Below are 24,923 nucleotides of genomic sequence, written 5' to 3' on the forward strand. Positions count from 1 at the left end.
CACTGGGCCGCCAGCGCGGTAGGCGAATGAACGGTGGCGCGTGGTTTCAGGGCGACCAGAATGCGTCCAGTCGGGCATTGCCCGGTTCCAGCGAACCATTCAGGTGCAGCACCGCCAGCGCACCGGGCGGCATGCCGCGGAATTCGTCGGAGCGGCCTTCGACCAGCAGCGCGACCAGCCGCTCGATGCCGGGATTGTGGCCCACCAGCATGACCGTATCGGCGTCTGTGTGCTGATCGAGCAGTGCCAGCAATTCGCCGGGCGAGGCGTCGTAGATCTCGCTGGCCAGATGAGGCACTGGCGCGGAGTCGATGGCGGCCAGCGCCAGACGAGTGGTTTCGTCGGTGCGCCGGGTCGGCGAGCACAGCACCCGCTCGGGTCGGAGGCCGTGCCCGGCCAGCCACAGCCCGGCCGCCTGCGCCTCTTGTTCACCGCGGGCGCTGAGCGGACGCTGCTGGTCATCGCCGGAGGCTTCTATCGGCACGGCTTCGGCATGCCGCAACAAAATCAGTTCTTGCATGGAGGACTCCGGGGTGTGGTCGTACGTGGCGCGATAAGCATCAAGAGGAACTCGCTTCACTGCTGACGCTTGATCCAGCGCAGCAGCGCCTTCCAGTCCTGTTGGTGGTTGCGCACCTGTTCGGACTGGTAATCGAAAATGCCCTTGCCCAGCGCACTCAGCAGCACGTAGGCCTGGCTGTCGCGCAGTTGCGCCACGATCGGAAACGGGGACTGTTCGGCGAGCTGGGCGATCGCGTCCTGACTGGCATGGGTCCACGGCTTGAGCCGGTTGGCGACCAGCCCCACCGGCAGCTTGCCGCGGCGGATGCGGCTGAACGACTGCAGCTCTCCGATGAAGTGGAGTGTGGCGTGCAGGTCGAACGACGACGGCAACACCGGCACTAGCAGCACGTCGGCCTGTTCGAGGTACGGTTCCAGTTCGCGCTCGCCGGAGCCGGCGGCGGTGTCGATCAGCAGTTGCTGGGTGTCCGGCGGCAATTTCTGCAGCGAGCGGCGACCGCCTTCCAGCGCCAGCACGCCGGGAACGTTGTCCGGTCGCAGGCCGGCCCAGCGGTAGCTGGAACCTTGCCGGTCGACGTCGATGATGGCGGTGTGCTGCCCTGCTTGTGCCCAGTGCGAAGCCAGCTGGGTCACCAGCGTGCTCTTGCCGCAACCGCCCTTGCTGCTTGCCACCAGCGTCGTAAGCATCGACTCACCCTTGTCGCGGAAGGTGGCCCAAGCCTACACGGCTGCGGATGCGGCGCAAAGCGGCGTAGCGGTCAAAGTCAGCCCGGCTCGCGCGGCTGCCAGTCGGCGGGTGCTTCGGCCGGGATGCTGTTGTCGCGCAAGGCCGCCAGCAGCAGGCTCATCTCGGTGCCGCCGTTGCGCGCCAGCGCCAGCAGATGCTGGGCCATCGCCGGCTCGTCCCGCACCCGGGTCAGCAGCTGGCCGAAGCTCTGTACTTGCCAGATCAGGTTGCGGCGGGCGTCTTTCGCTTCCTGCTGCTGGGTCGGATCGTCCGCCAGCACTTCGCGCAGATGCAGGCCGAGCGAGCGCGACAGCGGACTGGACCCCCACTCGAGCAGCTTGCCCAGCTTCAGGCAATCGGCCTTGGTCGAGGCATCGCTGCCGGCGTTCTCGCACAGTTTGGCGATGAGCTGCAGACCCGGTTGCGGCTGCGTGCCCGCGATCCCGTAGACCAGCATGGCCTGCATGCCCACTGCGCCGGATTTCGAGGCCGGATCGAAGGTGCCGGCCGGTGGCGGCAAGACGCCGATCGAACTGGCCAGTGCCTTCAGGCTGGCGCCGGTGTAGTCGTCGTACAGCTTGCTGTTGGCGGCCTTGCCCAGGTCCTCGCGGGCGGCATCGTGCTTCATGTCGTGGGCGTCCGCGCCGAGCTTGAGCAGCCATACCGCGGCATTGTCCGGCGCCTGGACGAGCAGCTGGTCCAGCGCGGCGGTATTCGGGCAGGCGTCGGCTTTGGCATCGCAATCGGCCAGTCGCGCCCAGCTCACCGCGGCGTCGGCTCCATCGGCCTGGGCGGCGCGCCCGATCAGTGCATGGAAACTGTTGCTCGGTGGCTGATTGAACAGCGGCCGGGCCAGCAAAGCGGCACCGAGCAGCGGCAAGGCATCGGCGCGCGGCGCCAGCACGCTGACCAGGTCGCGCTGGAACGCCAGCTGGGCCTTGTCGCGGTCGGTGGCTGCCTTGCTCGGTTCATGCCGGGTCTTATCGGCGGCGGCTTTGCCAGCGAAGGCTGGCGTCACCGGCAGAGACAAGGCACACGTCAGAGCCAGGTAGCGCAATCCACGCATCATGGGCTTGGTCATCATGGGCTGGGCCGCGATCAAAGCGTTCAGCATAGCTCGTGCAGATTAAGCGCGGCTGATCCGCCTGCCTCGCGCAAGCGGATCGGTGCAACCAGATATGTCAGGATTGCCGTTTCGGCGCACGGCGGCGCCCTCACGTTTAGGGAGACGCATAGTGGATCAATTGTCGACATTCGCCGGTGGTGCCCCGTGGTTCGTCGGCTGGGGCACGCTGGCGCTGATCAACGCCGCGCTGGCGCAGGGCAAGAACCGCAGCGGACTGCTGTGGTTTCTGCTGTCGCTGTTGTTCGGCCCGCTCGCGACGCTGCTGCTGGTATTGCTGCCGAAGGTGCGCGGCAACTTGTTCTGAGCGCGCCGTTTATTCGCCCAGCGCTTCGCGCATGAATTCCGGCTGCGCCAGCGCGCCCTTGTGGATGTCGGCGTTGTAGTAGCGGGTCGGAAAGTTCTTGCTGATCGCGCCGCGCTCGCGGAAGCCGGACAGATCACCGCCCTTGCGCGCCATCGTGCAGCTCCACCAGCCGGTCGGGTAGCACGGCTGCGGGAACGGCAGTGTCTTCACGGCGCTGAAGCCGGAGGTGCGCATGGCCGAACGCATCGACTTGATCAGGTCCAGATGCGCCAGCGGCGATTCGCTTTGCTGTACCAGCAGGCCGCCATGGCGCAGTGCCTTGTAGCAGCTGGCGTAGAACGCGGCGTTGAACAAACCTTCGGCCGGGCCGACCGGATCGGTCGAGTCGACGATGACCAGATCCAGCGAATCGGGTTCGCACTCGGCCATGTACTTGATGCCATCGATGAACAGCAGTTCGGCGCGCGGGTCGTGATTCGATTCGCACAGTTCCGGAAAATATTCCTCGGCCAGCCGGGTCACGCGCTCGTCGATCTCCACCTGCACCGCCGACTCGACTTCCTCGTGCTTGAGCACTTCGCGCAAGGTGCCGCAATCGCCCCCGCCGATGACCACCACGCGCTTGGCGCGCGCGTGGGTGAACAGCGCCGGGTGGGTCATCATCTCGTGATAGAAAAAGTTGTCGCGGGTGGTCAGCATCACGCAACCATCGATCACCATCAGGTTGCCCCAGTCGGTGGTCTTGTAGATCTCGATGGTCTGGAACGGGGTCTTCTCCGCGTGCAGCAATTGCTCGGTGCGGAAACCGATGGAGGAACCGGAAGCCTGGTGGGCTTCGGTGAACCAGCTGAGCTGCTGCGACATGGCGGGGATGTTCCTGACGAACCGGGTGGAAGGATAAAGACTGCCAATTGTAGCGATAACGGTGGTGAACGTCCTGGGAGCAGGCCGTCGGCACATGCGCATATCGTCACAGGCGCCCATTACAATGGCGACCTGGCATCGCCGGCGCAGGGCGTCCGGTCGCCGACAAGTCCGATCGGCCCCGCGGCGTGCGAGGCTTCCGGTCGCTCGGGCTTCGTGCTCCTGAGTTGGGCAACACCGTCAAGGCTCGCCGCTGCGACGACATCATCCATGCTTGTAACAAGCGCCTGCACAAGGAGCTACGCTGATGTCGAACCATTGGAATACCGATTCCGCCCGCCACACCTATGCCGTGCCGCACTGGAGCGACGGCTATGTGGATGTGAACACCGCGGGCGAAATCGTGATGCGTCCGCACGGCGCCAGCGGCCCGGCCTTGTCGCTGCCGCAGATCGTCGAGCGCGCCCGTAGCGAAGGCCTGCGTCTGCCGTTGCTGGTGCGCTTTCCGGACATTCTCGCCGACCGTCTCGCGCGGCTGCAGGGTGCATTCGCCCGGGCGATCGCCGACAGCGCGTATGCCGGCGGCTATACGGCCATCTATCCGATCAAGGTGAACCAGCAGCGCGGCGTCGTCGGCGAGCTGGTCGCCGCAGGCAGCCATGGCTTCGGCCTGGAAGCCGGCTCGAAACCCGAATTGATGGCGGTGCTGGCGATGGCGCGGCCCGGTTCGATCGTGATCTGCAACGGCTACAAGGATCGCGAATACATCCGCCTCGCGTTGATCGGCCTGAAGCTGGGCCTGCGCGTGCATATCGTGATCGAGAAGCTGTCGGAGCTCGATCATGTGTTCAGCGAGGCAAAAGCGCTGAATGTCGAGCCACTGCTCGGCGTGCGCGTGCGACTCGCCTCGATCGGTGCGGGCAAGTGGCAGAACACCGGCGGCGACAAGGGCAAGTTCGGCCTGTCGCCGAATCAAGTGCTCACCCTGATCGAACGGCTCGACGCAGCCGGTCTCAAGCACACGCTGAAGCTGCAGCACTTCCACATGGGTTCGCAGATCTCCAACGTGCGCGACATCGCCAACGGCATGCGCGAGGCGACGCGCTACTTCGTCGAGCTGACCCGGATGGGCGTGCCGTTGGAAATCGTCGACGTCGGCGGCGGCCTCGGCGTGGACTACGAAGGCTCGCGGTCGCGCAGCCACAATTCGATCAACTACTCGATCGAGCAGTACGCCGCCACGATCGTGCAGTCGCTGGCCGAGGCAGTCGAGACCGAAGGCCTGCCCGCGCCGCATATCCTCACCGAAGCCGGTCGCGCGATGACCGCGCATCACGCGGTGATGGTGGTCAACGTGACCGAGGTGGAGCCGGTGCCGGCCGGCGCGATTCCGCCCCTGCACCTGGAAGAGCCCGCCGTGCTGCGCCGGCTGCGCGAAACCTGGGAAGAACTGGACCGGCGTCCCGCGCTGGAACTGTTTCACGAAGCCCAGCACCATCTGCAGGAAGGCCAGACGCTGTACGCGCTGGGTCAGCTGGCGCTGGCCGACCGCGCGCGGCTGGACGAGATGTACTACGCGATCGCCGGCGCCGTGCGCACGCGCCTGCTGCCGGCCGAGCGCTCGCACCGGCAGGCGCTGGACGAGCTGGACGAGAAGCTGGTCGACAAATACTTCGTCAACTTCTCGGTGTTCGAGTCCATTCCCGATGTCTGGGCGATCGGTCAGATCTTCCCGATCGCGCCGATCGCGCGACTCGACGAGAAGCCGACGCGGCGCGGCGTGATCGTCGATCTCACCTGCGACTCGGACGGCCGCATCGACCAGTATGTCGATGCCGAAGGCGTCGACGTGAGCCTGCCGCTGCATGCCTTGAAGGAAGGCGAAAGCTACCGGCTCGGCATCTTCATGGTCGGCGCCTACCAGGAGACGCTGGGCGACATCCACAACCTGTTCGGCGACACCGATGCGGTGAATGTGCGCGTCGACGGCGACAGCTACACGTTCGCGCACGTACGCCGCGGCGACACCACGGATCTCATGCTCGACTACGTCGGTTACGACCTCGAAGCGCTGCGCCGGAGCTACCGCGAACGCATAGCCAATGCGGGTGTGACAGGCGCCGAGGCCGAACAGTTGTACGGGACACTTGATGGCGGGCTGACGGCTTACACCTATCTGGCCGAAGACACGCACTGATTGGAAGCCCCTCTCCCGTGGGAGAGGGGTTGGGGTGAGGGTTCGGGCGGAGCGAGGGATTCCGCTCCGGCCGAACCCTCATCCGGCCCTTCGGGCCACCTTCTCCCAAAGGGAGAAGGGAGCACCACCCAGCTCATTACTTGACCGTTACGGGAGCAGTTCATGACAAGTCTCAATGGCAAGGTCGCCCTGATCACCGGTGCAGCCAGCGGCCTCGGCAAGGCGATTGCCGAGCTGTACGCGAAAAACGGCGCCAGCGTGGCGATCGCCGATATCAACCAGCAGGCGGCCGATGCGGTGGCGGCGGAAATCAACGCGGCCGGCGGCAAGGCGATCGGCGTGGCAATGGACGTCACCGACGAGGTGGCGGTGAATGCCGGCACCGACAAGGTGGTCGCGGCGTTCGGTGCGCTCGACATCCTGATTTCGAATGCCGGCGTGCAGATCATCAACCCGATCGACCAGTTCGCGTTCGCCGATTGGAAGAAGATGCTGGCGATCCATCTCGACGGCGGCTTCCTCACCACCAAGGCCGCGCTGCAGCATATGTACAAGGGCGACCGCGGCGGCATCGTGATCTACATGGGCTCGGTGCATTCGCACGAGGCATCGAAGCTGAAGTCCGCCTACGTCGCCGCCAAGCATGGCCTGCTCGGCCTTGCCCGCACGCTGGCGAAGGAAGGCGCCGCGCACAACGTGCGCTCGCACGTGATCTGCCCCGGCTTCGTGCGCACGCCGCTGGTCGAGAAGCAGATTCCCGAGCAGGCGAAGGAGCTGGGCATCACGGAAGACGACGTGATCAAGAACGTGATGCTGAAGGATACCGTCGACGGCGTGTTCACCACGGTCGAGGACATCGCACAGACAGCGTTGTATCTGGCCACCTTCCCGTCCGCCGCGCTGACCGGTCAGTCGATCGTGGTCAGCCACGGCTGGTATATGCAGTAAGCGCCGTGGGTGATGCCAAGCGTTCGAATCCGCCGGCCACGCTGACCGAAACGGTGGCACGCGATTACCACACCGTCGCCCTGGTGCTGCAGGGCGGTGGCGCGTTGGGTGCCTATCAAGCCGGCGTCTACCAGGCACTGGCCGAGGCCGATCTGCAGCCGACCTGGCTGGCCGGCATCTCGATCGGCGCACTGAACGCCGCGATCATTGCGGGCAACCCGCCGGAGCGGCGCGTCGAGCGGCTGCGCGAGTTCTGGGAAACGATCTGCCGGCAACCGTTGCTGCCGGCAGCGCTTGATTTCGACACGAGTGCCTGGCCGCTGCTGTGGCAGAACGGCATCAGCGGTCTTGCCGCGTGGCGGGCGCTGACCGAAGGACAGGCAGGTTTTTTCCAGCCTCGACTGGGACCCTTGTTGCCATGGCATACGGGTCCTGCCGGTGCGAGCTGGTACGACACCACGCCGCTGCGCGCCACGCTGGAGCGGCTGGCCGACTTCGACCGCATCAACGACGCGCGCGCGATGCGCGTGTCGGTGGGCGCGGTGAATGTGCGCACCGGCGACTTCACCTATTTCGACAATACCCGTGACACGCTGCGGCCGGAGCATTTCATGGCTTCCGGCGCGCTGCCGCCGGGATTTCCGGCAGTGGAGATCGACGGCGAGTTCTACTGGGACGGCGGCATGGTCTCCAATACGCCGCTGTACAAAGTGTTGAGTGATCGCCCTAGCCACGACACACTGGTGTTCCAGGTCGACCTGTGGAGCGCACGCGGTAGTTTGCCGCACGACCTCGCGCAGGTGGCCGAGCGCAGCAAGGAGATCCAGTACTCCAGCCGCACCCGCCTGATTACCGAATTCATGCGGCGCACTCAAGAGCATCGGTGCCTGCTGTACGACGTGATGGCGCTGGTGCCGGAAGATCGGCGCAACGACCCGGCCTATCGTCGCGCCGTGGCGCGTTCCGCCGCCGCGTTGACCAACGTGATCCACCTGATCTATCGCGACAAGCCCTACGAGGGCCACTACAAGGATTACGAATTCAGCATCGCCAGCATGCAAAGTCATTGGCGCAGCGGTATGGAGGACATGCGTCATACATTGGCGCACCCGCAGTGGCTCGCGGCCCCCGATCCTGAAGATCCTTTCGTGACGCATGACGTGCATCGCACCACCACTTCTGACTGAGCATCTAGGACACCGCATGACCCTCAAGGCAGCATTTATCGGGCTCGGCGCTATGGGCGCGCCGATGGCCCGTCATCTCAAGGCGAAAGGATTGCTGCATGCGGTGGCCAACCGCACGCAGACCAAGGCGTTGCAGCTGGCGCAGGAGCTGGACGTCACCGCGCCGGCCACGCTGGCCGAGCTGGCCGCACAGTGCGATGTCATCGCGCTGTGCGTCACCGCGGATGCCGACGTACTGAATACGGTCGAGGCATTGGCGCCGCATCTGCAGCCGGGCGCGATCGTGATCGATCACTCCACCGATGCGCCGGCCACCGCGAAGCGGGCGGCAGCGATGCTCGCCGCAGTCGGTGCGCACTTCCTGGACGCGCCGGTCTCCGGCGGCGTGGAAGGTGCGAAGAACGGCAAGCTGTCGGTGATGGTCGGTGGTGATGCGGCCGTGCTGGAACGGGCGCGCCCGGTGCTGGAGGCCTATGCGCTGCGGGTCACCCATCTCGGCGATGTCGGTGCCGGCCAGGCGACCAAGGCGATCAACCAGATTCTTGTCGCCGGCATCGCACAAGCCGTATGCGAAGGCCTCGCGCTGGGCGAGGCGCTCGGCCTCGATCCGGCGCGGCTGATCCCCACCCTGGGCGCCGGTGCCGCGGGCAACTGGTTCCTCGACAAGCGCGGCGCGACGATGCTGCGTGACGAATTCAGCGTCGGCTTCAAACTCGCCCTGTTGCACAAGGATCTCGCCATCGTGCACGGCATCGCCGAGCAGGCCGGCACCGCCACCGCGGTGATCGACCGCTCGCTGGCCGACTACGCCGAGCTGATGAGCCAGGGCTACGGCGACGACGATATTTCGGCGTTGATCCGGTTGAAACGGAAAAGCTGAGCTTTGGAAGGTTGAAACAAAAAGGCCGCGCTGAATGCGCGGCCTTTTTGTTTACGTGGATGCAGGCGAAGCGCCTATTTGCCTTCCTTCAGCGCAATCGCGTTGATCCCCGCACCCGCCAGCCGCTGCTTGGTCGATTCCAGTTCGGTGGCGGAATGGAATGGGCCGAGTCGGACACGGTTATAGGTCTGCCCGCCGATGCTGACGGACTGCACGTTGGCGACAAAACCCTGCATCGCTAGTTTTGCCTTCAAGGTTTCCGCGTCGGCGGAGTTCGGGAACGCACCGACTTGCAGCAGGTAGCCGCTGCCGGTGGCGGGTTGCGGCACAGCGGCAGCCGGCGCGGCGACGACGTTTTCGCTGACGGCGGCTGGCGCATTCGCCGGCGCCGCTGTCGCCGCCTGCTGGGCGGCCTGCTGCTGTGCCTGCAGCTGCGCTGCCTGTTGCTTCTGCTGTTGTTCGGCACGCGCCTGCGCACTGATCACGGCGTCGGGAATGCGCACTTCCTTTTCCGAAAGTACCGAGTAGAAATCGAATTGCGGCTTCTTCGGTGCGCTGTCGCCGGCGGCCGGTTCGACCACGCCAGGCTCGCTGCCGTGCTCGGCGGTGGCCTGCGGGTTCGCCTGCGGGCCGCTGGGTTTGTTCATGCTGGTCAGCAGACTGCCACGCATCATCACGGCCATCAGGATCGCGCCGATCACCACGCCGATGACGGCGTAGCCCCAGCCGGGGAAACCGCTGCTGTTGTTGCGCACGGCCTGCCGGCCTTTGCCCTTGCGTGCTGCCATTACATCTTCTCCGGGGCGCTCAGGCCCAACAATGCCAAGCCATTCTTCAACACTTGCCGCGTCGCCACCACCAGCGCGAGGCGCGCGTTGCGCAGCGCGGCGTCCTCGACCAGGAACTGATATGAGTTGTAGTAGGTGTGGAATGCGTTGGCCAGCTCACGCAACCAGGCGGCAACCAGATGCGGCTCCAGGTTTGCGGCGGCGGCGTCGACCAGCTCCGGATACTTCGACAGTTCGGTAAGCAGGATCTGTTCGTGCTCGGTGTCCAGCCGGGCCAGGTTGGCGAGGCCGTCCTGCAGGTCGAACGTGAAGCCCTTCTCGGGCGCCTGGCGCAGCACGCTGCATACGCGGGCATGCGCGTACTGGATGTAATAAACCGGATTGTCGTTCGATTGCGAGCGCGCCAGGTCGATGTCGAACACCAGCTGCGAATCGCTCTTGCGCGCGATCAGGAAATAGCGCGTGGCGTCGCGGCCGACCTCGTCGATCAGGTCGCGCAAGGTGACGTAGCTGCCGGCGCGCTTGGAAATCTTCACTTCCTCGCCATGACGCATCACCGTCACCATCTGGTGCAACACGTATTCCGGCCAGCCTGTCGGAATGCCGCAGTCGAGCGCTTGCAGGCCGGCCTTCACGCGCGCCAGCGAGCCGTGGTGATCCGAGCCGAGTTCCGTGATCGCGCGTTCGTAGCCGCGCTGCCACTTGCTGAGGTGGTAGGCCACGTCGGGCAGGAAATAGGTGTAGGTGCCGTCGGACTTGCGCATCACGCGGTCTTTGTCGTCACCGAAATCGGTGGTGCGCAGCCACAGCGCACCGCCCTCCTCGTAGGTGTGGCCATGGGCGATCAGCTCGCGCACGGTTTCCTCGACCTTGCCATCGCTGTACAGCGATGATTCGAGGAAGTAGGTGTCGAAACCCACACCGAATGCCTGCAAGTCCAGGTCCTGTTCTCGCCGCAGGCTGGCCACGGCGAAGCGGCGGATCGCGTCGAGATTGTCGACATCGCCGGCAGCGATCACCGTCTCGCCGTCGGCGACCACCGATTCGCGGTCGAGATAGGCGCGCGCCACATCGGCGATGTAGTCACCGCGGTAGCCATTGTCCGGCCAGCCGCTGTCATCGGGGGTAATGCCGCGCGCGCGCGCCTGCACCGAGATCGCCAGATTCGCGATCTGCACGCCGGCATCGTTGTAGTAGAACTCGCGCTTGACGTTCCAGCCGGTGGCGTCCAGCAGCCGGCTCAGGCAATCGCCAATCGCTGCGGCGCGGCCGTGGCCCACATGCAGCGGACCGGTCGGATTCGCCGAGACGAATTCCACACCGACCGTCCTGTCATGGCCCGCGTTGCTGCGGCCATAGGCATCGCCTTCGGCCAGGATGCGGCGCACTTCGGCGTGGCAGGCACCGGCGGTGAGGAAAAAATTGATGAAGCCGGGACCGGCGATTTCGATCTTCGCCACCAGCTCGTTCGCCGGCAGCGCGGCAACCAGCTTGTCGGCCAGTTCACGGGGCTTCGCACGAGCCGGTTTGGCCAACAGCATCGCCACGTTGCAGGCGAAGTCACCGTGTTCGCGGCTGCGCGCTCGCTCGATCACGAACCCGGGTGGGATCAGGTCGGCAGGCAGGGTGGCATCGTTTTGCAGGGTCCGGATGGCCTGCAGAACCAGGTCGCGCAACTGTTCTTTCACGGATGGGGTCAATTTCGTGATGGAACCGCCAATCCTAACAGACCGCCGTGCTGGCGAAACGCACCGGGAGTCGTGGTCGCCACCCTGATTTCATGGTCCGTGGGTCTTTGATGCGCTGCGGCTAGCCGCCCTGTGGATAAGTCTGTGGGGAAAGCTGCAGATGGCGGTAGCCGAGCGGTCGTGACGTACCGGAAGCCGGCGTGACACTATGAATAATTCATTATTTTCAATAAGTTGATCAATTAACTTAGGGTGAAAATCGCGATAGGACCGGCAAGGGCCGGTATCACCTTTTTGTGCATAAGTTTCGGCGACTTGGCGGCACTTCATGCAAGCAACTGGTGTCATCGGTTCGTCATGCGGCGCTGCGACACTAGTCGGGCCTGGACATGACTCCCCTCCATGAAACGGCATCGGAGACGCCGCTCTCTCCCCTCCCCAATCGGCCCCGCGGCGTGGTTCATTCCACGCCGTTTTTTTATGGCAGCGGTTCAGAGCAGGCCGCGGGCGGCCATCGACACCGGCTCGCCGCTGCCGATGATCAGGTGATCAAGCACGCGCACGCCCACCAGTTGCAGGGCGTTGCGCAACTCATGGGTTATCGCACGGTCGGCTGCACTGGGCTCGGCAACGCCGGAGGGGTGGTTGTGCGCGAAGATCACCGCGCAAGCGTTGTGCCGCAGGCAGGCCCGCACCACTTCGCGCGGGTGCACGCTGGCGCCGTCGATGGTGCCACGGAACAGTTCCTCGAACCCCAGCACGCGGTGGCGATTGTCCAGATACAGGCAGCCGAATACCTCGTACGGCAGGTGGCGCAGGCGGGCGCGCAGAAAATCGCCGCTGTCGCGAGGGTTGCCCAGGTAGGGCTTCTCCTGCAGCTGCTCGGCCAGGCTGCGACGGGCCAGTTCCAATGCGGCGACAATGCGCGCGCGCTTGGCGGGTCCCAGTCCGCCGGCGGGGACTTGCTGGTCGGGCCGGCCGAGCAGCGCACCCAGGGTACCGGCCGAGTTCAGCAGTTCACGACCCAGTGCCAGAGCATCCTTGCCGCGACTGCCGCTGCCCAGCAGCACCGCCAGCAACTCGGCATCGGACAGCGTGGCACTACCTAGACTCAGCAGTTTTTCACGGGGGCGTTCGCGTTCGGGCCAGTCACGGATGCTCATGCTTGCAATTTGCCGGACAGCATCGCCCCCGGACAGCAGTCAGGATGAATGAATCCGGTAAGCTAGGCGTCTGCCCGATTGTCAGGCCCGCCTTACATGAGTCTTGCCCAACGCCGTATTCTGCTGGGAGTGTCTGGCGGCATCGCCGCCTACAAGTCCTGCGAGCTGGTCCGCCGCTTGCGCGACCTCGATGCCGAGGTGCGCGTGGTGATGACCGAGGGTGCCACCCACTTCGTCAGCCCGACCACCTTTCAGGCGTTGTCCGGCCAGAGCGTGCGGGTGAGCCTGTGGGATGCACAGGCCGAAGCGGCCATGGGGCATATCGAACTGGCGCGCTGGGCCGAACGTATCCTGGTCGCACCGGCCAGCGCCGACCTGCTGGCGCGGCTGGCGCATGGCATGGCCGATGACTTGCTGACCACGCTGTGCCTGGCCAGCGCCGCGCCACTGTATCTGGCGCCGGCCATGAACCAGCAAATGTGGGCGCACCCGGCGGTGCAGGCGAATATCGACCTGCTGCACCAACGCGGCGCGCAACTGCTCGGCCCGGCCGCCGGTGATCAAGCCTGCGGCGATGTAGGAACGGGCCGGATGCTGGAGCCCCACGAATTGCGGGATGCGCTGCTGGCCTCGTTCGGCGACCAGTCCTTGGCCGGGCTGAACGTCTTGGTGAGCGCCGGCCCGACTTATGAAGATATCGACCCTGTGCGTTTCATCGGTAACCGCAGTTCCGGCCGAATGGGTTTTGCGGTGGCTGCTGCAGCTGCCCAGGCCGGCGCCAAGGTAACCCTGATCGCTGGGCCGGTGAGTCTGGTTACGCCGGCTGGCGTCGCACAACGCATCGATGTGCGCAGCGCGGCGCAGATGCACGCGGCGGTGCTGACCGCTGCCGCGCAGGCCGACATCTATATCGGCGCGGCGGCGGTCGGCGATTACCGCCCGCTGGAAGTGTCCGCGCAAAAACTGAAGAAGCGCGCCGGCGCCGGCCTGTCGCTGCAGCTGAGTGAGAACCCGGACATCCTGGCCAGCCTGTCGGCGCAAACCGCGCACCCGTTCCTGGTCGGATTCGCCGCGGAGACGCATGATGTCGCGAGCTATGCGCAGGGCAAGCTGCGGCACAAGGGGCTGGATATGATTGCGGCCAATCAGGTGGGCGGCGGACTCGGTTTCGAGACCGCCGACAATGCGTTGACGTTGTACTGGGCCGACGGCGCGGTCGAACTGCCGCGGGCCGCGAAACCGGAACTGGCTCGCCAGCTGATCGCCCAGGTGGCCGAGCGCTTTCGGGCGGCGCGCGGATGACGATCGACGTCGAACTGAAGATTCTCGACCCGCGCCTCGGCGACAGCATTCCGTTGCCTCAGGCCGCCACGGTCGGCAGTGCGGGCATGGATCTGCGTGCTGCGCTGGAGGCGCCGCTGACGCTGGCACCGGGGGAAAGTGCGCTGGTGCCCAGCGGCATCGCAATCCATATCGGCGATCCGGGCTGGTGTGCGCTGATCGTGCCGCGCTCGGGGCTGGGCCACAAGCACGGCCTGGTGATGGGCAATCTGGTCGGGGTGATCGATGCCGACTACCAGGGACCGCTGATGATTTCATGCTGGAATCGCGGCACGCAGTCGTACACCATCGCGGTGGGCGACCGGATCGCCCAGTTGCTGCTGGTGCCGGTGGCGCAGGCGCGATTGAAGATCGTGAACGATTTTGCGCCGAGCGAACGCGGCGGCGGTGGTTTTGGCTCGACCGGTATCCAATGAACAGACGAGTGGGTCCGAGATCGACCGGGCCGGCGCGCAGGCACAGCCAAGGGGACGGGGCATGGCGTTGAACATCGCGAAAGAGCGGCTGCGCAGCCTGCAGAGCAACTGGCGGGATCTGTTGCCGCTGGCCGGCGGCACCATCTTGCTGCTGCTGGGGCTGTTCTGCGCATGGCAGACCTGGTTGATCGCCGATGAAGGCGCGGCCATCGAGCGCGTGCATGTTGCCCAGAACGAGGCCGTGCGGGCGATGTCCGACGAAGTCGCCAGACAGCGCGGCACCGTCGAAAAGGTGCTGGTCGGCCTGAACCCGGCCACCTTGATGAGCGATCCGGTGCGCTCCGCGGCGGCACTGCGCCAGCAGTTGCCACAGGCGAAGAAACTGGAGTTGTACAGCGGCGATCTGAACGAGGTGTTGAAGGCCAACTATCGCGAGTTCGGTTATGCCAAGGCGGCCCAGTTGATGGCCGCGCAGAGTTCCGAAGGGGTGCCGCTGGCGCAGAGTGTTTCCTATGGCGGCGGCGATCGCCGGCTGAGCATGGTGATCCCGCTGGGGCCGCCACAGCAGGCGCAGGCGTGGGTCTGGGTCGAACTGCCGTTCGCTCCGTTGCGCCAACGTTTCGATGCCATCTCGCCGGCCGGTGGTCGGTTGGAGTTCCGCCAGGGCAATGAGCAGGGTGACATGCAGCTGTTTTCGAATGGCGCCGCCTCGGCTGAAGCCGAAGCGACCGGTAAACCGGTCGCCGGCAGCGTTTTCAGTGTCGGCGCCGGCCTGCCCGGTGCCTTCATCGTGTTGCCGCGCTCGTGGGTGTTGAGTGGGTTGCTGACCTTGCTGGGCCTGGGCGGCGGCGCCTACCTGCTGCGCCTGCGCCTGCGTTGGCTCGCCACACCGGCAGCCGAGCCTGAGGAAGTGCCCCTCCCGGCGAGAATCGAAAACGTCCCTGCTGCGGCCAAACCAGCGAAGCCGCCGCTTGACCGGCCACCCGTGCCACCGGTTGCAGCGACGGTCGAAGTGGATCCGAGCATCTTTCGTGCATATGACGTGCGCGGTGTGGTCGGCAAGACCTTGAACACGGAGGTCGCGCACGCGCTCGGTCAGTCGATCGGCGCGCTGATGACCGAAAAGCGCTTGCGTGAAATCGTGGTCGGCCGCGACGGTCGCCAGTCCGGACCGGAGCTGGCCGGCGCACTGGCCGATGGCCTGCGTGCAGCCGGCATCGACGTGATCGACATCGGTGCGGTGCCCACGCCGGTGGTCTATTACGCGACTTATCGCCTCAATACCGGCTGTGGCGTGGCGGTAACCGGTAGCCACAATCCGCCGGACTACAACGGCTTCAAGATCGTGGTCGGCGGCGAGACCTTGTCCGAGGGCGCGATCCAGGATCTCTACCAGCGGATTGTCAACGGCGCGCTGGCCAGTGACGGTCATGGCAGCCTGCGCGAGGTCGACGTGGCGCCCGACTACATCGAAAAGATCGTCTCCGACGTGCTGGCCGAGCGTCGCCTGAAGATCGTGGTCGATTGCGGCAACGGTATTCCCGGTGCGATCGCACCGCATGTACTGGAGGGCGTCGGCTGCGAGGTGATCACGCTGTACTGCGACGTCGACGGCAATTTCCCGAATCACCACCCGGATCCGTCCGACCCGCACAACCTGGAGGATCTGATCCTGTCGGTGAAGCGGACCGGTGCCGATCTTGGCATTGCGTTCGATGGCGACGGCGATCGTCTGGGCGTGGTCACCCGGTCGGGCGAGATCATCTATCCGGATCGCCTGCTGATGTTGTTCGCGCGCGACGTGCTGTCGCGCCAGCCCGGTGCCACCGTCATCTACGACGTCAAGTGCACCAGCCACCTGAAGGGCCAGATCCTGGATGCCGGCGGCAGCCCGCTGATGTGGCGCACCGGTCATTCACTGGTCAAGGCGAAGATGCGCGAGACGGGTGCCGAGCTGGCCGGCGAGATGAGCGGGCACTTCTTCTTCAAGGAGCGCTGGTACGGTTTCGACGACGGCATCTACGCCGCCGCCCGATTGCTGGAAATTCTTGCCGGCGACCAGCAGGGGCGCAGCCCGGAAGAGATCTTCGCCACCTTGCCGAAGAGCGTCTCCACGCCCGAGTTGAAGATCGAACTGGCCGAGGGCGAGCACTACCGCTTCATGGACAAGTTGCGCCAGCAAGCCAACTTCGACGATGCCACCCTGACCACCATCGATGGACTGCGCGCGGATTGGCCGGATGGCTGGGGCCTGGTCCGTGCATCCAATACGACGCCGGTACTGGTGCTGCGCTTCGAGGCGGACGATGCGATTGCGCTGAAGCGCATCCAGCAGATCTTCCGCAAGCAGCTGCTCGCCGTGGATTTCAAGCTGAAGATGCCATTCTGAGCCCCATAATCGGGCCCGAAAAAAGGCCGGCTTGTGCGCCGGCCTTCTCATTGAAGCAGTGGCGGACTATCCCGCAGGCTGCGCTTGCGCCGCCTTGATTTCGCGATAGCGCGCCAGTTGTTTGGCCTGCAGTTGCACGGTCTGCGTGCGTAAGGTCTGCTGGTGCTGCAAGGTATTGCGCTGCCCGGTGACGATGGCGCGTTGCTGGGCGATGCCGTCGACCAGGAGCTTCGGCACCGGTGCCTTGGCGTTCTCCATCTCGGCCGCGCGACCAAGCAGGTCGGTCAGCGCCTTTTCCTGGCTGCGCAGGTTGATCTGGGTGGTATGGATCTGCTGGTCGATGGTGTCCAGCGCCTGTTGCTGCTGGAGTTTGTATGACTCCTCGTCCGGATAGGCCGCCAGCATCTGCGCTTCGGCGTTGGCAATTTCCTGCGCGGCCCGCTGCTTGGCCGCCTGCTCGGCCGCCAGCTTGTTGGCGGCGGTGCGTTCCTCGGGGGTCAGCTGGCGCGGCACGCGCTGCACAACCAGACCACGGTCGTTGACCAGGTCATAGCCGTACTTCATCGCTTCGGTGGTAAGGCTGTCGCTGAAATGCATCAGGCCCTGCCCGTCGTACCACTTGTAGCGGATGTTGCCGGTGTTCTGGGCGTGCGCCGACAGGCTCGCGAACAGCACGGCAGCAGCAAAAAAAAGCGGTGACTTGCGCATGGATTCTCCCTTGTTGCCCAGTATAGCCGGCGCCATCGCCTTGCCCAGCTCCGCACGGTGGCACGGGTTGCCGCCGTCATCGGCTTCGCTGGAGTTTACGGCCCGTGGGTGAACTCAACCTTGAACCCCGTAGCGTTCGCGATAAGCCAGCAGACGGGCGTGCTCGGCGGCCAGACGGGGATGTTCGCCGGCGTAGGCCAGCACATCGTCGAGGCTGGTGATCGCGATCACCGGAATACCATAGTCGGCGGCCACTTCCTGCGCGGCGGAGCGCTCGCCTTGGCCGCGTTCCTGCCGATCCAGCGCAATCAGCACGCCGGCCGGTTCGGCGCCGTGCGCACGGATCAGCGCCAACGATTCGCGCACCGCAGTGCCGGCGGTCATCACGTCGTCGACGATCAATACGCGGCCGGTGAGCGGCGCGCCCACCAGCACGCCCCCTTCGCCGTGATCCTTCGCCTCCTTGCGGTTGTAGGCCCAGGGCAAATCGCGTTGATGCTGGTCGGCCAGCGCGATGGCGGTAGCCGCGGCCAGTGCGATGCCCTTGTAGGCCGGGCCGAACAACATGTCGACGGCGACGCCGGAATTGATCACGGCGGCGGCGTAGGCACGCCCGAGTTGGGCCAGCGCAGCGCCCGAATCGATGCGGCCCATATTGAAGAAATACGGGCTTTGCCGGCCGGATTTCAGGGTGAACTCACCGAAGCGCAGCACTTCGCGCTGCAAGGTGAGTTCGATGAAGTCGCGCTGGTAATCGTGCACAAGTCGTCTCGCTGGTAGCCGGGATCAGGGCGGGACCCGCAGCAACCGATGCCGCGGTCCGGAACGGCCGACATGGTACAGCTCACCGGCATCGTAGAAGCCTGCTCCCAGAAATAGCCGCAAGACGGCATGGTTGCGACGGTTCAGGCGCGTCCAGCCTCCGCTGGCGCTAGTGAGGCGCTCTGGTTGTTATGATCACCCATCACGAGACGGGAGACTTCATGCGCATCATCAGCCTCAATGCCAACGGCATCCGTTCTGCCGCGAACAAGGGCGTGTTCGACTGGCTGCGCAAGCAAAACGCGGACGTGGTCTGCCTGCAGGAAACCAAGGCGCAGGAGGATCAGCTGAGCGATCCGATGTTTCGCCCCGACGGGCATCACTGTTTCTATCGCGACGCCAGCAGCAAGAAGGGTTACAGCGGCGTAGCGATCTACGCCAAGCGCGAGCCCGATCAGGTGTTGACCGAACTGGGCTGGGACGAGTTCGACAACGAAGGCCGTTACATCGAGGCGCGGTTTGGCAATCTCTCGGTGGTGTCGCTGTATTTCCCGTCCGGCACGTCCGGCGACGAACGCCAGCAATTCAAGTTCAAGGCGATGGAGTGGATCACCCCGATCTTCGACGCGTGGCTGAAGAGTGGCCGCGACTACGTGATCTGCGGCGACTGGAACATCGTGCACACGAAGAACGACATCAAGAACTGGAGCTCGAACCAGAAGAACTCCGGCTGCCTGCCCGAGGAACGCGCGTGGCTGGACCTGCTGTTCCAGCAGCGCGGCTGGGTCGATAGCTTCCGCGCGATCAAGCCCGAGGCGGTCGAATACACCTGGTGGTCGAACCGCGGCCAGGCCCGCGCGAACAATGTGGGGTGGCGCATCGACTACCAGGTCTGCACGCCGTCACTACGTGCGCGACTGCGCGATTGTTCGATCTATCGCGAACAGCGTTTCTCCGACCACGCGCCGTATACGGTGGACTATGTCGACTGAGCCAGTGTTGCCGACGACAGAGGCAATGCCAGGGCGTCGCTGGCGCGTACTCAGCATCGGCTTGCTCGGATTTGCTTCGGGCCTGCCGCTGGCCTTGTCGCTGAGCACGCTGCAAGCGTGGTTCACCACATCCGGGATGAGTTTGAAGGCCATCGGCTGGGTCACCCTGATCAGCCAGGCTTACGTGTTCAAGTTCCTGTGGGCACCACTGCTGGATCGCCTGCCATTGCCGTTTCTCGGCCGACGCCGTGGCTGGATCCTGCTGATGCAATTGCTCTGCGGCGCGGCGCTGATCAGCATGAGTTTCTATACGCCGCAGGGCGCGGCGACCACGATCGCATTCCTGGGCGTGCTGCTGGCGTTCGCCTCTGCCACGCAGGACATCGCTTACGACGCGCATCGCACCGATCTGCTGCCACCGGCCGAGCGCGGCTGGGGCACGGCGTTCTCGCAAGGCGGCTACCGGCTAGGCATGCTGGTCTCCGGTGCGCTGGCGCTGATCCTCGCCGACCATCTGGGCTGGGCCTGGGTATACCGGTTGATGGGCGCGCTGATGCTGGGCTCGACGCTGGTCACTGTATTGTCGCCGGATGCTCCGGATGAGCGTCCCACGCGGAGCTTCACCGAGGCGGTGGTGCAGCCGTTCGTGGACTTCTTCACCCGCTACGGCAAGGTGGCGCTGGCGTGGCTGGCGCTGATGGTGCTGTACAAGCTGAGTGATGCGTTTGCGTTGTCGTTGTCGACCACCTTCCTGTTGCGCGTGCCGCAGTTCTCGCTGACGCAACTGGGGGCAATCAACAAGACCTTCGGCTTGATAGCCGGCCTGCTCGGTGCGCTAGCGGGCGGCTGGGTGGTGACGCGGATGCGGCTGTTTCCCGCACTGCTGATATTGGGAGTGGCGCAGGCGCTGGTGAACCTCGGTTACATCTGGCTGGTACACAGCGGCCCGGATATCTATGCGCTGGCCACCGTGGTGGGTCTGGAGAACTTCTTCAGCGGATTGGGCAGCACCGCCTTCGTGGTGCTGGTGACCGGGTTGTGCAACATGCGGTTCTCCGCGACTCAGTACGCGCTGCTGTCTTCGCTGTCGGCGGTGGGGCGGGTGTTCCTTGGACCGGTGTCGGCGTGGCTGGTACCGCAGGTGGGCTGGTCGACGTTCTTCGTCATCACGGTCCTGTCGGCGATACCGGGGCTGTTGCTGGTGATCGTGTTGCGCCATGCGATTCACCGAGTGGAACAGGCCCAGCCGCACTGAGATTGCCAACCAGGCCTCGGAAGTGGCCGCGGGATCGGTCAGAATTCCTAACCAGCACGACGGGAGACTCTCAGTTCCCTGCGCAGCACGGAGTGATGCTTGTGCCGGACATGATCCTTCAGCACGTCGACGGTTTGCTGGTCGAGCGCATCAAGGCGCTGGCAAGAGACCGTCAGTGGTCGATCAATGAAGTCTTGCTATACGCCTTGCGTAATGGCCTGGGCATGTCGGCTGCGCAGCCATGCAGTGAAAGCCTGCGCGACCCGCAGGCGCTGGCCGTACTCGGAGGACATTGGGAAGCCGCGGAACAGGGCGCATTCCAGGAGGCGCTGCACGCCTTGGCGCAGACCCATCCGACTCAATTGGCGCCGGAACGTATTCGTTCCGATGGGTCTGTCGTGGGTGCGGAGTAGATAGCGCCGAGTACCCGCGGCCCACGCGCACCGGTTACCGCCGGAAGATTGCCGGGCAGGCCGAGCAAGCGTTGCCGCGCGAGCCATGCAAACGCGGTGGCTTCGAGAAAATCCGGATCGATGCCGTGACGAGCGGTGCTACACAGGGCGCGTGGCGCCAGCAGTTCGCCCAGTCGCCGCATCAGTGCGCTGTTGTGTACGCCGCCACCGCAAATCAATACCTCGGCTGCGTCCGGCGCGTGCTGTGCGATCGCCGCGGCGACGCTGCGCGCGCTGAGCTCGAGCAAGGTCGCCTGCACGTCCGCGGGATCCAGCGCGGCCAGTGGCCCATGCGTGGCCAACCAGTCCAGATGGAAGTGTTCGCGTCCGGTGCTCTTCGGCGGTGGCAGCGCAAAGTAATCATCAGCCAGCAAGGCATCGAGCAAATTGGGATCGGGCCGGCCACTCGCCGCAAACATTCCGTCGCGGTCGAACGGCTCGCCGCGATGGCGCAGGCACCAGGCATCGAGCAGGCCGTTGGCCGGACCGGTGTCGAAACCGCGCACGCCGCCATCGGCGCCGAGCACGGTGATATTGGCAATGCCGCCGAGGTTGAGCACCACTCGCGCATGCCCGGGGCGGGCCAGAAGCATCGCGTGCAGCGCCGGCAATAAAGGAGCGCCCTGCCCGCCGGCGGCGATATCGGCACGCCGGAAATCCGCTACCACGTCGATCCCGCAGCGCTCGGCGATCGTGGTCGGATCGCCCAGTTGCAGGGTGAAGGGATGGTCGCCGCCGGGGCGGTGGCGCAAGGTCTGGCCGTGCGAACCGATCGCCCGCACCGCGTGCGCCGGCGTGCCGCTTTGCTCGAGCAAATGCGTGGCGGCGTCGGCGAAGCAGCGGCCGATTTCGACGTCCAGCCGTCCAAACGCATCCAGATCCAGCGCGGCTTCGCCTTGCGCCAGCGCCAGCATGCGTTCACGCAAGACCGGCGGCCACGGATGGGTATGGGTGGCCAGAACCTGCGGCGTGCCGCGTGCGAAGTCGACCAGTGCGGCGTCGATGCTGTCTGCGCTGGTGCCCGAGATCAATCCGAGATAAAGCGCCGTAGCGTCATTCACGCTCGCGTTTCGCTCAGTTGTCGTTGTTGGCGGGAGCGGTCGTGCGGGCCAGCTTGATGCGGGCATCCAGTTCGGTCAGTCGTGCCATCTGCGGTTTCACCACCTGGGCCCGGAACTTCGCCAGCTGCACCGCCGGCAAAGGTTCGGGCTGCGGTAGCGTCACTGTCTGCGGGTTGCGCTGCGCACCGTTGACGCGGAACTCATAGTGCAGATGCGGTCCGGTGGCCAGGCCGGTCATGCCCACGAAGCCGATCACCTGCCCCTGGCTGACGTGCTGCCCGACGCGCTCATTGCCGAATCGCGACATATGGCCGTAGGCCGTGCTGATCGTGCTGTTGTGCTGGATGATCACGAAGTTGCCGTAACCGCTCATCCAGCCCTTGAACTTGATCACGCCGTCGCCGGCGGCATGGATCGGTGTGCCGGTGGGGGCGGCGTAGTCGACGCCCTTGTGCGCGCGCATGAGGCCGAGGATCGGATGCAGGCGCGCTGCGCTGAAGGTCGAGGAGATCCGGGTGAAATCGACCGGGATGCGCAGGAACGACTTCTGGATCGGCCGGCCGTCCTCGCTGAACCAGCCATAGTCGCCGTCGGCCTTCTTGAAGCGGTAGGCGGTGTAGCGCGTGCCCTGGTTGATGAATTCGGCGGCGATGATGTTGCCTTCGCCGTAGCGCACGCCGTCTCGGTAGACGTCGTCATAGATCACCGTGAAGCTGTCTCCGTCGCGTAGGTCCTGCACGAAATCGATGTCGTACTTGAACAGGTCTGCCAGCTTGCCGACCATCGCCGCGTTCAAGCCGGCCTGGTCGCCGGCGGCATACAGGCTGCTGCGAATGACGCCGTGCGCCACTTGCTCGCGCAGATCCATGTCACGCTGCTGGATGGAGACAGTGGGTTGCGCGCCATCGAAACGAACGATCGCGCGATTGGCCTGACCCTCGTCGAAGCGGAAGCCCTTGAGGCTGCCGTCGCTGCCAAGCAGAAAATCGAATTCCTGGCCGGGTCGGATGTCGTGCAGCGCGGACTTCGCAGTGCCGGATGCATCTATCACTTTCTGCAGGTCGGCCATGCCGAGACCGCGGGCGTTGAAGATATCCGACAAGGTCTGGCCTGGTTGCACCCGCACCACCTGCCAGTCGTCCACGGTGGGAGCCGTCGTGTTGATCGGCGCGACTTGTGGCAGCGCCAGCGGCAATAGGGAATGCACTTCCGGTGCCGGCGTGGGACGCATCGCACTGGCCCATGCTGGCATGATGAAACCGGACAGCAAGGTGATCAGCAGCGCGGTACCGGCGAGTACGAAACGTTCGCGATGCCAGCGAATGGGCTCGATCTCGGCCGAACGGTTGAACGACCAATGCGAGCAGCGCTCGTAGAAATGGGAGTGCCGACGTTGCGCCTTGCGGCAGATCGCCAGCTTGCGGGCATGCCGCGCCCCCTGCTTTTCTTCAGCCATGCTCTGAATGCCCGCGGTACAAAGTAACAAACTGCGCGTACCATAACGGTCATGTGTAAATGGCGTCAACGCCTTTTCCATCAAGGGTTTGCACGACATTCCCGGTTAACACACAATTAACGGCAACAGCACGACCGGGTTTCCGGTTACTGGTTGCCTACTGTCACCTGAGAGGAATACATGAGCGAGCTTGAGCAGGCGCTGGCCACGATTGCGCGCGGCGCCGACGAAATCATCAAGCGGGAAGATCTGGCCGAGCGCCTGAAAAGCGGTCGGCCGTTGCGGATCAAGGCCGGCTTCGATCCGACGGCACCGGACCTGCACCTCGGCCATACCGTCTTGTTGAACAAGATGCGCCAGTTTCAGGATCTGGGTCACCAGGTGATTTTCCTGATCGGCGACTTCACCGGCATGATCGGCGATCCGACCGGCAAGAACGTCACGCGCAAGCCGCTGACTCGCGAGGATGTACTGGCCAACGCCGAAACCTACGCCGAACAGGTCTACAAGGTGCTGGACAGGGAGCGCACCGAGTTGCGTTTCAATTCCGAGTGGTTCGGCCAGATGTCGGCGGCCGACATGATCAAGCTGGCAGCCCAGCACACCGTGGCGCGCATGCTCGAGCGCGACGACTTCACCAAACGCTATGCGGCGCAGCAGCCGATCGCGATCCACGAATTCCTGTATCCGCTGGTACAAGGCTACGACTCCGTCGCGCTGAAGGCCGATGTGGAGCTGGGCGGCACCGATCAGAAGTTCAACCTGCTGATGGGCCGTGCCCTGCAGGAACATCACGGCCAGCCGGCGCAGATCGTGTTGACCATGCCGTTGCTGGAAGGCCTGGACGGCATCAACAAGATGTCCAAGTCGCTGGGCAACTACATAGGTATCAACGAGCCGGCAATCGACATCGTCACCAAGACGATGAAGATCGGCGATGAACTGATGTGGCGCTGGTTCGAACTGCTCAGCTTCGAGGTGTCGCTGGATGAACTGGCTCAGATGAAGAAAGACATCGCCAGCGGCGTGCTCAATCCGCGGGACGCCAAACTACGCCTCGCTCGCGAGCTGACGGCGCGCTTCCATGGGGCCGCCGCTGCCGAGTTGGCGATCGCCGGCTGGCACGCGGTCGTACGTGGCGAAGGCGATACTTCATTGCTGCCGCAGGTAGATATCGTTGTGCCGGCGGAAGGCATGCGTCTGGCGGCCTTGCTCAGCGCGGCCGGCCTGACCGCGAGCAACTCCGAAGCCAGTCGCAAGCTGAAGGAGCGAGCCGTGCGCATCGACGCCGAAGTCGTGGAAGACGCGCAGCGCGTATTCATTGCCGGTTTCGAGGGTGTATTGCAGGTGGGCAAGCGCAACTTTGCGCGAGTGAAGCTCGTCGAGGCGTGATCGAAGCGCGTTCGGTCTCTGCGAATGGATTGGAGGGCGTCGCCGAGAAAAGAAAATTCTCCGCGTCGTCAGTTGTTTGCGAAACATCTGCAAAGCAGGCTTCAAGAAACGCTTGCTAAAAAAAGCACAGATCGTATTATTCGCGGCCCGCAGTCGCCCAGACGTCGCAAGACGGACCGCCGGGACCTCGAAATAAAGCTTCACCGAGGATGTTGACGGTCACGAAAAGCGATGTAGAATGGGCGGCTCACCTAGGACGAAACGTTCTGGACGCGATCGAGGAATCGGTGGCAAGTGGTTGATCT

The 24,923-nt window shown here is 64.7% G+C and carries 23 protein-coding genes; 12 read left to right on the forward strand and 11 right to left on the reverse strand.

Going from position 1 to position 24,923, the window contains the following annotated elements; all coding sequences use genetic code 11:
- Positions 1 to 46: 46 nt before the first annotated feature.
- From BUA26_RS09465 to BUA26_RS09475, 3 genes are all read right to left on the reverse strand, one after another.
- A complete protein-coding gene (locus BUA26_RS09465) occupies positions 47 to 520 on the reverse strand; it encodes a SixA phosphatase family protein (protein WP_072759824.1) in 474 nt (157 codons plus the stop codon).
- Between the two features lie 56 nt (positions 521 to 576).
- The gene (locus BUA26_RS09470) at positions 577 to 1,209 is read right to left on the reverse strand and encodes a ParA family protein (RefSeq protein WP_072759826.1); all 633 of its coding nucleotides are present in this window, start codon (positions 1,207 to 1,209) and stop codon (positions 577 to 579) included.
- Between the two features lie 77 nt (positions 1,210 to 1,286).
- Complete coding sequence (locus tag BUA26_RS09475) at positions 1,287 to 2,318, reverse strand: hypothetical protein (protein ID WP_072760244.1); 1,032 nt, start codon at positions 2,316 to 2,318, stop codon at positions 1,287 to 1,289.
- A 166-nt stretch (positions 2,319 to 2,484) separates the two neighbouring features.
- Between BUA26_RS09475 and BUA26_RS09480 the strand changes: the two genes are divergently transcribed.
- Complete coding sequence (locus BUA26_RS09480; RefSeq protein WP_072759828.1) at positions 2,485 to 2,679, forward strand: antitermination protein NusB; 195 nt, start codon at positions 2,485 to 2,487, stop codon at positions 2,677 to 2,679.
- Between the two features lie 9 nt (positions 2,680 to 2,688).
- Here the strand turns inward: BUA26_RS09480 and speE are convergent, their stop codons facing one another.
- A complete protein-coding gene (gene speE / locus BUA26_RS09485; protein ID WP_072759830.1) occupies positions 2,689 to 3,543 on the reverse strand; it encodes a polyamine aminopropyltransferase in 855 nt (284 codons plus the stop codon).
- Between the two features lie 307 nt (positions 3,544 to 3,850).
- On the opposite strand from speE, the gene speA reads away from it, so the two are divergent.
- From speA to BUA26_RS09505, 4 genes are all read left to right on the forward strand, one after another.
- A complete protein-coding gene (speA, locus tag BUA26_RS09490) occupies positions 3,851 to 5,740 on the forward strand; it encodes a biosynthetic arginine decarboxylase (protein ID WP_072759832.1) in 1,890 nt (629 codons plus the stop codon).
- A gap of 162 nt (positions 5,741 to 5,902) precedes the next feature.
- A complete protein-coding gene (locus BUA26_RS09495; protein WP_072759834.1) occupies positions 5,903 to 6,688 on the forward strand; it encodes a 3-hydroxybutyrate dehydrogenase in 786 nt (261 codons plus the stop codon).
- A gap of 5 nt (positions 6,689 to 6,693) precedes the next feature.
- Entirely contained in the window at positions 6,694 to 7,875 is a 1,182-nt protein-coding gene (locus tag BUA26_RS09500) for a DUF3734 domain-containing protein (RefSeq protein WP_072759836.1), read from the forward strand.
- 16 nt (positions 7,876 to 7,891) lie between these two features.
- The gene (locus tag BUA26_RS09505) at positions 7,892 to 8,755 is read left to right on the forward strand and encodes an NAD(P)-dependent oxidoreductase (RefSeq protein WP_072759838.1); all 864 of its coding nucleotides are present in this window, start codon (positions 7,892 to 7,894) and stop codon (positions 8,753 to 8,755) included.
- 74 nt (positions 8,756 to 8,829) lie between these two features.
- Here BUA26_RS09505 and BUA26_RS09510 read toward each other — a convergent pair whose 3' ends face one another.
- The 3 genes from BUA26_RS09510 to radC form a co-directional block, all read right to left on the reverse strand.
- The gene (locus BUA26_RS09510; protein WP_072759840.1) at positions 8,830 to 9,543 is read right to left on the reverse strand and encodes an SPOR domain-containing protein; all 714 of its coding nucleotides are present in this window, start codon (positions 9,541 to 9,543) and stop codon (positions 8,830 to 8,832) included.
- Positions 9,543 to 11,231, reverse strand: a complete 1,689-nt coding sequence (gene argS, locus BUA26_RS09515) for an arginine--tRNA ligase (protein WP_072759842.1) — start codon at positions 11,229 to 11,231, stop codon at positions 9,543 to 9,545. The genes BUA26_RS09510 and argS overlap by 1 nt, the downstream gene beginning before the upstream one ends.
- Positions 11,232 to 11,722: 491 nt before the next feature.
- On the reverse strand, positions 11,723 to 12,394 hold the full coding sequence (radC, locus tag BUA26_RS09520) for a RadC family protein (protein WP_072759844.1): 672 nt from the start codon (positions 12,392 to 12,394) through the stop codon (positions 11,723 to 11,725).
- 96 nt (positions 12,395 to 12,490) lie between these two features.
- On the opposite strand from radC, the gene coaBC reads away from it, so the two are divergent.
- The 3 genes from coaBC (at position 12,491) to BUA26_RS20730 (ending at position 16,540) form a co-directional block, all read left to right on the forward strand.
- Positions 12,491 to 13,696, forward strand: coding sequence for a bifunctional phosphopantothenoylcysteine decarboxylase/phosphopantothenate--cysteine ligase CoaBC (gene coaBC / locus BUA26_RS09525; protein ID WP_072759846.1), 1,206 nt, complete (start codon positions 12,491 to 12,493; stop codon positions 13,694 to 13,696).
- Entirely contained in the window at positions 13,693 to 14,151 is a 459-nt protein-coding gene (dut, locus tag BUA26_RS09530; RefSeq protein ID WP_072759848.1) for a dUTP diphosphatase, read from the forward strand. Before coaBC ends, dut begins: the two co-directional genes overlap by 4 nt.
- 61 nt (positions 14,152 to 14,212) lie before the next feature.
- The gene (locus tag BUA26_RS20730) at positions 14,213 to 16,540 is read left to right on the forward strand and encodes a phosphomannomutase/phosphoglucomutase (protein WP_072759850.1); all 2,328 of its coding nucleotides are present in this window, start codon (positions 14,213 to 14,215) and stop codon (positions 16,538 to 16,540) included.
- Between the two features lie 66 nt (positions 16,541 to 16,606).
- Here the strand turns inward: BUA26_RS20730 and BUA26_RS09540 are convergent, their stop codons facing one another.
- Both BUA26_RS09540 and pyrE read right to left on the reverse strand, forming a co-directional pair.
- Positions 16,607 to 17,248 carry a DUF4124 domain-containing protein gene (locus tag BUA26_RS09540; RefSeq protein WP_072759851.1) on the reverse strand — a complete coding sequence of 214 codons (642 nt, stop codon included), beginning with the start codon at positions 17,246 to 17,248 and terminating at the stop codon, positions 16,607 to 16,609.
- Positions 17,249 to 17,362: 114 nt separating this feature from the next.
- Positions 17,363 to 18,010: an orotate phosphoribosyltransferase gene (gene pyrE, locus BUA26_RS09545; protein WP_072759853.1), complete on the reverse strand. Its 648-nt coding sequence runs from the start codon at positions 18,008 to 18,010 to the stop codon at positions 17,363 to 17,365.
- Between the two features lie 221 nt (positions 18,011 to 18,231).
- On the opposite strand from pyrE, the gene BUA26_RS09550 reads away from it, so the two are divergent.
- The 3 genes from BUA26_RS09550 (at position 18,232) to BUA26_RS09560 (ending at position 20,670) form a co-directional block, all read left to right on the forward strand.
- On the forward strand, positions 18,232 to 19,002 hold the full coding sequence (locus BUA26_RS09550) for an exodeoxyribonuclease III (protein WP_072759855.1): 771 nt from the start codon (positions 18,232 to 18,234) through the stop codon (positions 19,000 to 19,002).
- A 25-nt stretch (positions 19,003 to 19,027) separates the two neighbouring features.
- Positions 19,028 to 20,257 (forward strand): AmpG family muropeptide MFS transporter, encoded by a 1,230-nt coding sequence (locus BUA26_RS09555; RefSeq protein WP_072759857.1) that lies wholly within the window; start codon positions 19,028 to 19,030, stop codon positions 20,255 to 20,257.
- 110 nt (positions 20,258 to 20,367) lie between these two features.
- The gene (locus BUA26_RS09560) at positions 20,368 to 20,670 is read left to right on the forward strand and encodes a hypothetical protein (RefSeq protein WP_255368223.1); all 303 of its coding nucleotides are present in this window, start codon (positions 20,368 to 20,370) and stop codon (positions 20,668 to 20,670) included.
- Here the strand turns inward: BUA26_RS09560 and BUA26_RS09565 are convergent.
- A complete protein-coding gene (locus BUA26_RS09565; RefSeq protein WP_072759859.1) occupies positions 20,616 to 21,770 on the reverse strand; it encodes an anhydro-N-acetylmuramic acid kinase in 1,155 nt (384 codons plus the stop codon). The genes BUA26_RS09560 and BUA26_RS09565 overlap by 55 nt on opposite strands.
- A 13-nt stretch (positions 21,771 to 21,783) precedes the next feature.
- On the reverse strand, positions 21,784 to 23,226 hold the full coding sequence (locus BUA26_RS09570; protein WP_072759860.1) for an OapA family protein: 1,443 nt from the start codon (positions 23,224 to 23,226) through the stop codon (positions 21,784 to 21,786).
- Between the two features lie 180 nt (positions 23,227 to 23,406).
- Here BUA26_RS09570 and tyrS point away from each other — a divergent pair, with 180 nt between their 5' ends.
- Positions 23,407 to 24,618, forward strand: a complete 1,212-nt coding sequence (gene tyrS / locus BUA26_RS09575; RefSeq protein WP_072759862.1) for a tyrosine--tRNA ligase — start codon at positions 23,407 to 23,409, stop codon at positions 24,616 to 24,618.
- Positions 24,619 to 24,923: the final 305 nt, after the last annotated feature.

This window comes from Rhodanobacter sp. OK091 (assembly GCF_900142825.1).
Taxonomy (GTDB): Bacteria; Pseudomonadota; Gammaproteobacteria; order Xanthomonadales; family Rhodanobacteraceae; genus Rhodanobacter.

Bases quoted from the DNA above. Each gene is read 5' to 3' on its own strand.
- BUA26_RS09465 (WP_072759824.1), bottom strand. From the start codon at position 520: ATGCAAGAACTGATTTTGTTGCGGCATGCCGAAGCCGTGCCGATAGAA.
- BUA26_RS09470 (WP_072759826.1), bottom strand. From the start codon at position 1,209: ATGCTTACGACGCTGGTGGCAAGCAGCAAGGGCGGTTGCGGCAAGAGC.
- BUA26_RS09475 (WP_072760244.1), bottom strand. From the start codon at position 2,318: ATGATGCGTGGATTGCGCTACCTGGCTCTGACGTGTGCCTTGTCTCTG.
- speE (WP_072759830.1), bottom strand. From the start codon at position 3,543: ATGTCGCAGCAGCTCAGCTGGTTCACCGAAGCCCACCAGGCTTCCGGT.
- speA (WP_072759832.1), top strand. From the start codon at position 3,851: ATGTCGAACCATTGGAATACCGATTCCGCCCGCCACACCTATGCCGTG.
- BUA26_RS09495 (WP_072759834.1), top strand. From the start codon at position 5,903: ATGACAAGTCTCAATGGCAAGGTCGCCCTGATCACCGGTGCAGCCAGC.
- BUA26_RS09505 (WP_072759838.1), top strand. From the start codon at position 7,892: ATGACCCTCAAGGCAGCATTTATCGGGCTCGGCGCTATGGGCGCGCCG.
- BUA26_RS09510 (WP_072759840.1), bottom strand. From the start codon at position 9,543: ATGGCAGCACGCAAGGGCAAAGGCCGGCAGGCCGTGCGCAACAACAGC.
- radC (WP_072759844.1), bottom strand. From the start codon at position 12,394: ATGAGCATCCGTGACTGGCCCGAACGCGAACGCCCCCGTGAAAAACTG.
- coaBC (WP_072759846.1), top strand. From the start codon at position 12,491: ATGAGTCTTGCCCAACGCCGTATTCTGCTGGGAGTGTCTGGCGGCATC.
- dut (WP_072759848.1), top strand. From the start codon at position 13,693: ATGACGATCGACGTCGAACTGAAGATTCTCGACCCGCGCCTCGGCGAC.
- BUA26_RS20730 (WP_072759850.1), top strand. From the start codon at position 14,213: ATGGCGTTGAACATCGCGAAAGAGCGGCTGCGCAGCCTGCAGAGCAAC.
- BUA26_RS09540 (WP_072759851.1), bottom strand. From the start codon at position 17,248: ATGCGCAAGTCACCGCTTTTTTTTGCTGCTGCCGTGCTGTTCGCGAGC.
- BUA26_RS09550 (WP_072759855.1), top strand. From the start codon at position 18,232: ATGCGCATCATCAGCCTCAATGCCAACGGCATCCGTTCTGCCGCGAAC.
- BUA26_RS09555 (WP_072759857.1), top strand. From the start codon at position 19,028: ATGCCAGGGCGTCGCTGGCGCGTACTCAGCATCGGCTTGCTCGGATTT.
- BUA26_RS09560 (WP_255368223.1), top strand. From the start codon at position 20,368: ATGATCCTTCAGCACGTCGACGGTTTGCTGGTCGAGCGCATCAAGGCG.
- BUA26_RS09570 (WP_072759860.1), bottom strand. From the start codon at position 23,226: ATGGCTGAAGAAAAGCAGGGGGCGCGGCATGCCCGCAAGCTGGCGATC.
- tyrS (WP_072759862.1), top strand. From the start codon at position 23,407: ATGAGCGAGCTTGAGCAGGCGCTGGCCACGATTGCGCGCGGCGCCGAC.